General features: G+C 55.2%; 17 protein-coding genes and 1 pseudogene. 1 reads left to right on the top strand and 17 read right to left on the bottom strand.

The annotated features are described in order from the left end of the window. Positions 1-69: 69 nt before the first annotated feature. From OKB81_RS17255 to aac(6')-Ib, 4 genes and pseudogenes are all read right to left on the bottom strand, one after another. Positions 70-498: pseudogene (locus tag OKB81_RS17255) on the bottom strand (aminoglycoside adenylyltransferase family protein); the annotation flags it as partial. A 57-nt stretch (positions 499-555) separates the two neighbouring features. Beyond that, complete coding sequence (gene catB / locus OKB81_RS17250) at positions 556-1,188, bottom strand: type B chloramphenicol O-acetyltransferase (protein ID WP_270805331.1); 633 nt, start codon at positions 1,186-1,188, stop codon at positions 556-558. A gap of 30 nt (positions 1,189-1,218) precedes the next feature. Continuing rightward, positions 1,219-1,434 carry a DUF1010 domain-containing protein gene (locus OKB81_RS17245; protein WP_270805332.1) on the bottom strand — a complete coding sequence of 72 codons (216 nt, stop codon included), beginning with the start codon at positions 1,432-1,434 and terminating at the stop codon, positions 1,219-1,221. Between the two features lie 169 nt (positions 1,435-1,603). Further along, positions 1,604-2,158, bottom strand: coding sequence for an AAC(6')-Ib family aminoglycoside 6'-N-acetyltransferase (gene aac(6')-Ib / locus OKB81_RS17240; protein ID WP_159287722.1), 555 nt, complete (start codon positions 2,156-2,158; stop codon positions 1,604-1,606). A gap of 160 nt (positions 2,159-2,318) precedes the next feature. On the opposite strand from aac(6')-Ib, the gene intI1 reads away from it, so the two are divergent. Continuing rightward, complete coding sequence (gene intI1, locus OKB81_RS17235) at positions 2,319-3,332, top strand: class 1 integron integrase IntI1 (protein ID WP_000845048.1); 1,014 nt, start codon at positions 2,319-2,321, stop codon at positions 3,330-3,332. Between the two features lie 432 nt (positions 3,333-3,764). Here intI1 and OKB81_RS17230 read toward each other — a convergent pair whose 3' ends face one another. From OKB81_RS17230 to OKB81_RS17170, 13 genes are all read right to left on the bottom strand, one after another. Next, positions 3,765-4,103 carry a tRNA-binding protein gene (locus OKB81_RS17230; RefSeq protein WP_270666993.1) on the bottom strand — a complete coding sequence of 113 codons (339 nt, stop codon included), beginning with the start codon at positions 4,101-4,103 and terminating at the stop codon, positions 3,765-3,767. Positions 4,104-4,170: 67 nt separating this feature from the next. Next, entirely contained in the window at positions 4,171-5,112 is a 942-nt protein-coding gene (locus OKB81_RS17225) for a DMT family transporter (protein ID WP_270666990.1), read from the bottom strand. Continuing rightward, complete coding sequence (locus OKB81_RS17220) at positions 5,109-5,699, bottom strand: TetR/AcrR family transcriptional regulator (RefSeq protein ID WP_270666991.1); 591 nt, start codon at positions 5,697-5,699, stop codon at positions 5,109-5,111. The genes OKB81_RS17225 and OKB81_RS17220 overlap by 4 nt, the downstream gene beginning before the upstream one ends. A 40-nt stretch (positions 5,700-5,739) precedes the next feature. Then, positions 5,740-5,922, bottom strand: a complete 183-nt coding sequence (locus tag OKB81_RS17215; protein ID WP_270666992.1) for a hypothetical protein — start codon at positions 5,920-5,922, stop codon at positions 5,740-5,742. 57 nt (positions 5,923-5,979) lie between these two features. Next, positions 5,980-6,225, bottom strand: coding sequence for a PepSY domain-containing protein (locus OKB81_RS17210; protein WP_270665453.1), 246 nt, complete (start codon positions 6,223-6,225; stop codon positions 5,980-5,982). 107 nt (positions 6,226-6,332) lie between these two features. After that, entirely contained in the window at positions 6,333-6,719 is a 387-nt protein-coding gene (locus OKB81_RS17205; protein ID WP_233421458.1) for a replication initiation protein, read from the bottom strand. Positions 6,720-6,921: 202 nt separating this feature from the next. Further along, positions 6,922-7,440: a topoisomerase DNA-binding C4 zinc finger domain-containing protein gene (locus tag OKB81_RS20815; protein ID WP_081805719.1), complete on the bottom strand. Its 519-nt coding sequence runs from the start codon at positions 7,438-7,440 to the stop codon at positions 6,922-6,924. A gap of 221 nt (positions 7,441-7,661) precedes the next feature. Further along, a complete protein-coding gene (locus OKB81_RS17195; RefSeq protein WP_147273935.1) occupies positions 7,662-7,949 on the bottom strand; it encodes a hypothetical protein in 288 nt (95 codons plus the stop codon). Positions 7,950-8,101: 152 nt separating this feature from the next. Then, positions 8,102-8,395 carry a type II toxin-antitoxin system RelE/ParE family toxin gene (locus tag OKB81_RS17190; RefSeq protein ID WP_041206022.1) on the bottom strand — a complete coding sequence of 98 codons (294 nt, stop codon included), beginning with the start codon at positions 8,393-8,395 and terminating at the stop codon, positions 8,102-8,104. Further along, positions 8,383-8,649, bottom strand: a complete 267-nt coding sequence (locus tag OKB81_RS17185; protein ID WP_233421456.1) for a CopG family ribbon-helix-helix protein — start codon at positions 8,647-8,649, stop codon at positions 8,383-8,385. The genes OKB81_RS17190 and OKB81_RS17185 overlap by 13 nt, the downstream gene beginning before the upstream one ends. 353 nt (positions 8,650-9,002) lie before the next feature. Continuing rightward, on the bottom strand, positions 9,003-9,185 hold the full coding sequence (locus OKB81_RS17180) for a Rop family plasmid primer RNA-binding protein (protein WP_005324832.1): 183 nt from the start codon (positions 9,183-9,185) through the stop codon (positions 9,003-9,005). 394 nt (positions 9,186-9,579) lie between these two features. Further along, positions 9,580-10,002, bottom strand: coding sequence for a DUF2442 domain-containing protein (locus tag OKB81_RS17175; protein WP_041206020.1), 423 nt, complete (start codon positions 10,000-10,002; stop codon positions 9,580-9,582). Then, positions 9,986-10,237, bottom strand: a complete 252-nt coding sequence (locus OKB81_RS17170; protein ID WP_041206019.1) for a DUF4160 domain-containing protein — start codon at positions 10,235-10,237, stop codon at positions 9,986-9,988. Before OKB81_RS17170 ends, OKB81_RS17175 begins: the two co-directional genes overlap by 17 nt. Between the last annotated feature and the right edge of the window lie 160 nt (positions 10,238-10,397).

Genomic DNA, 10,397 nt, shown 5'->3' with positions numbered 1-10,397 from the left:
GGCAGAGAAAATCCAAGCAAAACAACACGTTAGACGGTATTATTAATTCGCTTGCCGCTTAAGGTTCTGTACATGATGTTCTCTTGCTTTTGTCAGCAAGATAGCCAGATCAATGTCGATCGTGGCTGGCTCGAAGATACCTGCAAGAATGTCATTGCGCTGCCATTCTCCAAATTGCAGTTCGCGCTTAGCTGGATAACGCCACGGAATGATGTCGTCGTGCACAACAATGGTGACTTCTACAGCGCGGAGAATCTCGCTCTCTCCAGGGGAAGCCGAAGTTTCCAAAAGGTCGTTGATCAAAGCTCGCCGCGTTGTTTCATCAAGCCTTACGGTCACCGTAACCAGCAAATCAATATCACTGTGTGGCTTCAGGCCGCCATCCACTGCGGAGCCGTACAAATGTACGGCCAGCAACGTCGGTTCGAGATGGCGCTCGATGACGCCAACTACCTCTGATAGTTGAGTCGATACTTCGGCGATCACCGCTTCCCTCATGATGTTTAACTCCGGAATTAAGCCGCGCCGCATAGCGGCGTCGGCTTGAATGAATTGTTAGACGGCAAACTCGCGCCAATACTTATGCAGACCAAAAATATTTGACGAGCACAGCAGAGGCATTGCTGTCTTAATTTTATCTAGTGGCCAGTTCCACCACTCCATCTCCATGAGCAATGAGATTTCCTCATCGGAGAAGCGCTTCTTAATTTGCTTTGCGGGATTTCCCCCGATGATGGCATAAGGCTCTACATCTTTTGTCACCAACGAGCGACTACCTATCACGGCACCGTCTCCAATTTTGATGCCAGGCATAATCATTGCCTCCGAGCCTATCCAGACATCATTGCCAATGACGGTATCACCTGCTCTTTGGAAGGCGTCGAGTGCTCTTGAGAAAGCAGGCTCCTCTTGCATATAGAAGAAGGGGAAAGATGATGCCCAGTCGTACCGATGCCCCTGATTGCCAGCCATGATAAAGGAAGCCCCACTCCCGATAGAGCAGAAACTACCGATGATCAACTTATCAACGTCATCACGGTCCGGAAACAGATACCGTGCGCAGTCATCGAATGAGTGCCCATGATAGTAGCCAGAGTAATAGCTGTACCGCCCAACTTTGATATTGGGGTTCTTCACTTGCTCAGAAAGCAGCTTGCCTTTGAAGGGGCTATCAAAGTAGTTGGTCATAAGAGATCCCGCGGTCTGTGACTTTGCCGTCTAACGGGCGAGGTAAGCCGACCGCCGAAGGCGGGTCGGCTTGACCGAAATGTTAGAGCCAGAAGCCAAAACGGATAACTTGAATTTGGCGACGGGCACAAACTGCGAAAAATCACAGCGCCACCGAGGCAGCACAGCACTTGTAAAACGATAGCTGCTTGCGCTTGCCACGCAAGGGCTGGAGCCTAAAAAGGCTGGAAATCGACACAACGCCATCAGGCGAAGCCCGGAGAAACGGCAAGCCCAGCGCTGAAAAACGCTTGAGAAGTTGAACGCCGTTTGAATAAACATGGGCTTGAGTAAAGCGGGTTTTCAGTGGTGCTAACGTTTGACATGAGGGGCGGCCAAGGGCGCCAGCCCTTGGACGTCCCCCTCGATGGAAGGGTTAGGCATCACTGCGTGTTCGCTCGAATGCCTGGCGTGTTTGAACCATGTACACGGCTGGACCATCTGGGGTGGTTACGGTACCTTGCCTCTCAAACCCCGCTTTCTCGTAGCATCGGATCGCTCGCAAGTTGCTCGGCGACGGGTCCGTTTGGATCTTGGTGACCTCGGGATCATTGAACAGCAACTCAACCAGTGCTCGAACCAGCTTGGTTCCCAAGCCTTTGCCCAGTTGTGATGCATTCGCCAGTAACTGGTCTATTCCGCGTACTCCTGGATCGGTTTCTTCTTCCCACCATCCGTCCCCGCCTCCAAGAGCAACGTACGACTGGGCATACCCAATCGGCTCTCCATTCAGCATTGCAATGTATGGAGTGACGGACTCTTGCGCTAAAACGCTTGGCAAGTACTGTTCCTGTACGTCAGCAAGTGTCGGGCGTGCTTCTTCTCCGCCCCACCACTCGACGATATGAGATCGATTTAGCCACTCATAGAGCATCGCAAGGTCATGCTCAGTCATGAGGCGCAGTGTGACGGAATCGTTGCTGTTGGTCATGATGCTGTCCTTTGTGATTCCTAACTTTGTTTTAGGGCGACTGCCCTGCTGCGTAACATCGTTGCTGCTCCATAACATCAAACATCGACCCACGGCGTAACGCGCTTGCTGCTTGGATGCCCGAGGCATAGACTGTACAAAAAAACAGTCATAACAAGCCATGAAAACCGCCACTGCGCCGTTACCACCGCTGCGTTCGGTCAAGGTTCTGGACCAGTTGCGTGAGCGCATACGCTACTTGCATTACAGTTTACGAACCGAACAGGCTTATGTCCACTGGGTTCGTGCCTTCATCCGTTTCCACGGTGTGCGTCACCCGGCAACCTTGGGCAGCAGCGAAGTCGAGGCATTTCTGTCCTGGCTGGCGAACGAGCGCAAGGTTTCGGTCTCCACGCATCGTCAGGCATTGGCGGCCTTGCTGTTCTTCTACGGCAAGGTGCTGTGCACGGATCTGCCCTGGCTTCAGGAGATCGGAAGACCTCGGCCGTCGCGGCGCTTGCCGGTGGTGCTGACCCCGGATGAAGTGGTTCGCATCCTCGGTTTTCTGGAAGGCGAGCATCGTTTGTTCGCCCAGCTTCTGTATGGAACGGGCATGCGGATCAGTGAGGGTTTGCAACTGCGGGTCAAGGATCTGGATTTCGATCACGGCACGATCATCGTGCGGGAGGGCAAGGGCTCCAAGGATCGGGCCTTGATGTTACCCGAGAGCTTGGCACCCAGCCTGCGCGAGCAGCTGTCGCGTGCACGGGCATGGTGGCTGAAGGACCAGGCCGAGGGCCGCAGCGGCGTTGCGCTTCCCGACGCCCTTGAGCGGAAGTATCCGCGCGCCGGGCATTCCTGGCCGTGGTTCTGGGTTTTTGCGCAGCACACGCATTCGACCGATCCACGGAGCGGTGTCGTGCGTCGCCATCACATGTATGACCAGACCTTTCAGCGCGCCTTCAAACGTGCCGTAGAACAAGCAGGCATCACGAAGCCCGCCACACCGCACACCCTCCGCCACTCGTTCGCGACGGCCTTGCTCCGCAGCGGTTACGACATTCGAACCGTGCAGGATCTGCTCGGCCATTCCGACGTCTCTACGACGATGATTTACACGCATGTGCTGAAAGTTGGCGGTGCCGGAGTGCGCTCACCGCTTGATGCGCTGCCGCCCCTCACTAGTGAGAGGTAGGGCAGCGCAAGTCAATCCTGGCGGATTCACTACCCCTGCGCGAAGGCCATCGGTGCCGCATCGAACGGCCGGTTGCGGAAAGTCCTCCCTGCGTCCGCTGATGGCCGGCAGCAGCCCGTCGTTGCCTGATGGATCCAACCCCTCCGCTGCTATAGTGCAGTCGGCTTCTGACGTTCAGTGCAGCCGTCTTCTGAAAACGACATAAATGTGTCAGGAAAGAATCTATGATCCTTCGCGCATTGTGTCAATAAATACCTGCCTTAACTCTAACCTGACGCATTTCATTGGCAACACTTGACGCCAAGTTAGGGTGTAGGCCAATCAGACACTTCGGCCGCGCTGGAGGATGGACCGAAAATTCGGCGGTTCCGGCTTACAACCCCATAATGGCCACCAAATTTTGGCCCACCTTTTTGTATGGGCGCTGGCCGCCTAAAACAGCTTTGCTCCCAACGGCACCGGCCTGTCTGGCACGCACAGCGCCACATGGCCTTGTTCGTCGGGGAAGCCCGTCACCAAGCATTCGGATATGAGCGGTCCGATTTGCTTGGGCGGGAAGTTGATGATGGCGACTACCTGCTTGCCCAGCAGTTCATCCATTGCATAGAGGCCGGTCACTTGTGCGCTGGACTTGCGCTGTCCGATCTCTGGCCCGAAATCGACCAGCAGTTTGTAGGCCGGCTTGCGCGCCTCGGGAAAAGGTTCGGCCTTGATGATGCGCCCCACGCGCAGTTCGACCTTTGCGAAGTCATCCCATGAAATTGTCGTCATGATGGTTACTGTCATTCCTAGCGTTGAAAGAGGGTGATGTGATGCCTGATCGGCTGGTGTTGCGCCGTCAGGCCGGGTTTGTTGAAGGTACCGGATTCGTTCGACTGCGCGCCCGCACCGGCAAGGTGATGCACACCAGGCACGCGAAGATGAGCGCAACGCCCACCCAACCCATTGCGGGCAGCCTCTCGCCCACGATGACGGCGGCGAGCGCCGCCGCGACGACCGGCTCCAACAGGGTGATCGTGGTGGCCGTGCTGGCCGCAATGCGAGCCAGCCCGTAGCCGAAGCAGACATAGCCCAGGAACATCGGCACCAAGGCCATGTAGATGCCTACGGCGGCGTTGTTCCATGAGGCCAGGAACGGCGCACCCGTTGCGAACAGCACCGGTATCAGCAGCAGTCCGCCAATGCCGAAGATCGCACCCATTGCCGCCCGCGAGGGGATACGGCGCTGCATCAGGCGACGGGCCGCCCAGGAATACAGCGCATAGGTCAAGCCCGCGAGCAGGCCCAGGGCCACGCCGATGGTGATGGATGGCGCAGCGGAAGCCGCGCTATGGCCGCTGATTTTCGCAATGCAGAGCAAGGTCATGCCCACCAGTCCCAGGCCGGCCCCGATGACCCATCGGGCGCTGACGCGCAGGCCGTCCATGACCATCTCGATGACAGCCGACAGCAGCGGCGCGGAGCCAATGGAAACCACCGTGCCGACCGTCACGCCGGCCAGACGCATTGAGCCATAGAACGCCAGCGGGTAGATGGTCACGGCCAGCGCGCCCAACAGCAGCCAGCGCCATTGCAGGCTCAGCGCGGCCGCATGACGGGCAATGGCTCGGGTGGCGATGGCGGTCTGAAGCAGACCGCCGACGCCCATAGCGGCCGCACCAATCGCGGCCGCGCCAACTTCCGGGGCGAAGGTAGCGGAAACGCCAGTCGTGCCCCATAGGACAGCCGCCACCAGAACGCCGGCAACCCCGAGCAGATGTTCTTTCGATGAAACTTTCACGCTGCCCCCAATATCGAGGCGGCGATGTGCTTGGCCTGGATGACGCAATCGCTGTTGCCTTCCAGGCCGGCGCGGACAATCGCGCCTTCCAGCAGGAAGACTAGATGCCGCGCAAGCTGCGCGGTGCGCTCGCCATCACCCGGCATCAGTTCGGCAAGGTGCTTGTTCAACAGGGTTTCGACTTCTTCCTTGTGGGCGCGCACAGCTTTGCGGCCAGCGTCCCCGGCGGGGAACTCGGCGGCTGCATTCAACAGCCCGCAGCCGCGAAACCCGCGCTCATAGGCATGTTCGGCGTGATCGGCGTATGCCTCGAACACCGACAGGACCCGCTCGGCCGGCCCCTTGGCTTGGCGCACGCGGACCTCGTAGAGCGAGAGCCATTCGGCGTGCCGGATTTGCAGATATTGCGCTACCAGCTCGGCCTTGGAGGCGAAGTTGTTGTAGAGGCTTTTCTTTGCCACGCCAGCTTTCTTGACGATGGCGTCGATGCCGGTGGCCGCGATGCCATCGTTATAGAACAGGATGGCAGCGGCATTCAGCAGCCGGTCGTGGGCGCTCTCTTTCCTGTTTGAGGTAGCAAGGGACATCTGGGTTTTCCGTCATAAATAGGTAGCCTATTCTACCTACTTATGACGGAAAGGCAACGATGATGCACAACGGCGGAAACTGCTCCAAACGACAGGCCGGTATCACGAGCGGCACCGCCCAGATAAGCCGCTCGGCAAAAAAGACGGCGAGCGTCAGCGCCAAAGCGCTGGGGTGCTCCGGTGCATTGAGCCAGAGAAACAATGTTTGGTTGAGTGATTCCATGCGGTCTCTGGGCCGGATCGCCTCCGAGGAAAACGATCCATCTATGCTGTCGGGAAATCAGTCCCGCTTGTCGTGGTCGTCATCGTGTTCCGCCTTGTCTTCGGCAGACGAGATGACCGTACCCTTGTCGGCATTCACCCGGACATCGAAGAACTTGTCCCCGCTGACGACTTCGACGTCATAGACCCAGCCTTGCTTCGAGTTCTCGTACTCGGCGCGTGACGCCTTGCCGTTGGCGTGCTGCTCGGCGCCGGTTGCAGCGACGGCGACGGCCAGAAGGGAAAGTTTGGTGTAGCTGTACATGATGCTTCTCCAGAAGAGTGCAGGGAATTGCACAGTGGAGAAGGTACGCAGGCAGACTTAGCTCGCACTGAACTGGGCCATCGTCCTTTGGGATGTCGGGCAACGGCTTAGCGTGCTTTATTTTCCGTTTTCTGAACCGACCCCAAATAGCGCAGCGGCTTAAGCCTTGCGGCACTGGTGCGAGCCACGGGCGCGGCTAACAGATAGCCAATGTGGTAATTGCCATTCTCGGGGTTGATCGCTATCCAATGCGGCGCAGGCAAGCCACGTTCTCGCCACTCTTGATACCCCTCTCGCCGTTGCTCATAGGGCTTTCTGTCCACATCAAACACAATGCAGGATACGTGCGGCGGTGGATTGTGCTGAATGTGACGGAAGGCCAGCGCAGTTGCCTGCGGGCGGATATGCAGACCCAGCGCCGGATCATCAGTGCAGTAGGGGCGACGAGGGAGACGATCGACAAACTCGGCGGCTTGAAGCGCTGGTTTTACCATCGAACACCGCGCTTATTGGCGGTGCTGGGTTGTCTGATGTGATCCATGTGGTATTCTTGTTCCTGTGATTAAGTCACGGCCCCGAACTCTCTGTTATCTTCCGCCAAGTTGATTAGACAGAGATTCGGGGTTTGTCTTTTATGGACAGTACGTTACAACACCCCCGTGTTGTGCTCAACACCAACAACAGTGCAACCATCCTTCACTTGCTCTCAGGCAAATAGGATCGAGTACCTTTACACCTAGGATATTTACTACACCCCCAAAATTTATGTCCTGCATTATTGCCTTTAGTTGCTGTTCTTAGTCTCATTGCGGAATGACACCTTGGGCATAAAGGTTTATTTTTACAACCTCTATCCTTTTTTGAGTTACCTGCTGATGCAGGAGTTTCTGCATCATTACTAACAACCGCTTGTTGCTCCATATCCACTTTTAAAAAAGCAGTTGCCATTAGAGGGGAAGTTGAAACATCAGGCGCATTTCGACATTGGCGTTTAAAATGAAAATAAAAAAACAATGCAGCAGCGGCGCTTAATAATATTGGTAACGTGCCTTTCCATGAAGCTACACCTCCATGATGTGAACAAGCACCACTAAGACCAATGGATGGGGAGCTCCATCCGCTATTGCATGTTATTGGGCCGATCAGAACTTTAGCTAGTACATAAGCAACAATAAAAACCAAGGCCGTGATTTTTTTTAAATGCCTCTCTATCATTTAACCCCCCAAAAAATAATCAGCTTTATTTATTCGCATATATAGCTGCGGTGACGGAAATAATCATTTTGTTATCTCTTGTGTGGGCCACCTCAGAATTCGGTATAGAGTAAGGCAAGGACATAGTCGCCAGTTCACAACATGTAAGTCTTTGATTTATGGTGAAAGGCGCAGCCTGGCATCGCGCGAGTTAGACGATCAGACAAAAGCATTTTTTAAGACTATTTGCTTTCTGACGATGCATTACACTCTTCCAATTTTGATTGCGCGCGCTTGAATTGCCAAAACAACACCGCAATGCATAGAGCTGCTGCAGAAAAGTTTATTGCTGTTGGACCACTTATTGTTAATAGTTGAGCCAAAAGTGCTAATGCCATAGCGGGGAAATATGTAATTTTTGGTCTGGAACGTAATGGAGGTATTATTTTTGCGATTATTAACCAAACTGCCGCCATAAAAAGTGATGAGGCAAATGCACCAATGAAATATCCGAATAACGCTGAATTCATAAACACCCCTTGAGTCTTAACTGCAGTTATATGAAAGGCTATACTAATGCGTTAGATAGTCTTCCACATAACTCCGCCAAGTCAACGCGAACATGACGTTCAGGCTTAATGGCGCACATCGCCTTTTATGTTCAAATGGCGAATTTTAGCATCTAAATAAATCCAGCTTCGCGTTGGTGACGCAGGGCCAAGATCACTACGGTTTCGCCCTCTAAGCGGTAACGCGCCAGATAACCACTGTCACCAAAGGGGATCACCCACTCGCGGAACGCCTCCGGGAGCCCTTCAATAGGACGACCCATCGCGGGTTGTTGCCCGAGCTGGGTCAGCGCCGAGCGGATGGTTTGGGCTGCTCGCTGTGCAACAACCGGACTCTTACTGTGCAAGAACTCGCGCAGCCGTTTAAGGTCACGCAGAGCAGCCGGAGAGAGGATCACTTGTGGCATGCAGGTGCACCACCTTCAATCTCGGTGCCCCAACCAGCCAACCACTGGTCGGCCTCGTCAAGAGAGACATGCAAACCAGTCTCCTGAAACTCCTGCCAAGCATCGAGGGTATCGCGGCGGAACGCCTCCTTGCGCTCTTCGCGCTCAACATACTGGGTGATAGCTTCGCGCATCATCCAGTGCGCTGAACGGTCGCGGGCAGCAGCTAGCTGCTTGATCCGGCTTTGGGTATCGCTATCAAGTTTGATAGACATGGGTTTGGTCGCTGCTGACATAAAACCTCACTGTTAGCCAATGGTATTACCTAGTGATACCTAAATTTACCACGCAATCCAAGTGCCGTCACAACCTGATTGCAGTACTGCAATTTGCCAAAAACTGGCGAACCGAAGGGAGTTTTGAAGTGCGTATAACGGACGTTATGGTGAATCGCCGACACCACCCGCTAAAACACGCCCCCTGCCGAAAATCGGTCTCACAAGCCGCGCTCTGGCGCGTTTTAAGCCCCCACCCAGGGCGTTTCCTTGCGGAAAGTGTGCAACGGCTGAGCGGGCGTTTGAGGGCTGGATCTAGCGGGATCAGGTTTTGGGGCCAGCATCACCCGCGTTCATGCCTCCACCGGCAGCTCGCGCAGCAACGCCGCCAGCAGTTCCTCCGCCATCTCGTGCAGCCGTTCGCACTGCTCGGCGCGCTCGTCCAACTCCAACTCTTCCAGCCGCCCCAACAACTCCAGCGACTGCCCCTTGATGAACTTCGCCATGTTCAGGGCCGCTTTTTGCTTCTTGTCCATTAAATCCTCTTAGCTGGGGCCGCTGGCCACCATCAAATTTAAATTTTGATTATTCAATAACGCCTTTTGATAGAGCAGGGATCCGAGGCAATGGGGCGGTGGGTTGTGCTGGATATGGCGATAGGCCAGTGCTGTGGCCTGTGGACGAATGAGCAGTCCAGCCGATTTGTCGTTGGTGCAGTAGGGGCGACTGGGGAGCCGCTCGACGAATGCTGCTGTTGCAGGTTTTACCAACGGTCACCGCGCTTATTGGCGGTGCAGGGTTGTTTGATGTGATCCATGTGGTATTCTTTACCTCGTGATTCGTCACAACCCCGAACTCTCTGTTATCTTCCGCCAAGTTGATTGGACAGAGATTCGGGGTTTGTCTTTTCTGGACAGTACGTTACCGCAGTCAGGCCGCCGCTGGCACGTTTTTTCTTGGGCGCCCACCCTTTGCACCGTTTGCCCGCGCCGCTGCAACTTTAGCGGGGGTTTTTGCCTTGCCGCCCTTCGCCCCCATCTTGGATGCAGCCCAGTTCGCCGAACCCAACAGCCCTTCCAGCAAAGCAGGCAAGTAGAGATCTGCATCCAACTTCGGAAAGTGCACTCCCAACCCTGACGGCGAGATTTCGACCTCCTGCAAGTCGCTAGGCTTAGCCGCTTCGAGCCCTTGCGCCAGATGAGGGGAAAAGGCCAGTTCTAACCCCGACGACAAGACGATCACAACCCGTCCGATCCTCCGGTCATAACGCACGCTCGTAGCAACAGGACTGCGCTTGCGAGCCTCGGCTCCGCGCTGATTTGCCTGTGCAATCATTTCATCGGTTAGTTCCATGGATCACCTCCCATTGTCTTATCAGGTGAGCTTGATTGCCTTGCAACTCTGCCCAGATGCGCTTCAGCGCTTTACTATCAAATCCGTAGTTTTCCCGCAGCTCAGGCCCGCCTTGCTCCCCTGAGAGATTAAACACCGCCTCGCAGCCGCCCCCAATCACGTGCACATGCGCCGGACGATGGTCGTTGGGATAAATCACCACTCGCCAGCCCCCAATGATCAACACCGTTGGCATCAAACAACCTAACTGTTTTGGTTTTTTATTGACGCAATACTACACCCGAATGGGTGAGTTAGCGATAGGTTCAAACGCCCTGCATTGACATCCTCCCCCACCTTAGCGCTTCGCGTCACAGGAGGGGGATTCCCATTACTGGGTGATAGCTGCTCGCGCA

The organism is Aeromonas sp. QDB56 (assembly GCF_027705505.1).
Classification (GTDB): Bacteria; Pseudomonadota; Gammaproteobacteria; order Enterobacterales; family Aeromonadaceae; genus Aeromonas; species Aeromonas caviae.
The sequence above is the reverse complement of the archived record's forward strand: the minus strand, read 5'-3'. Positions and strand labels throughout refer to the sequence as shown.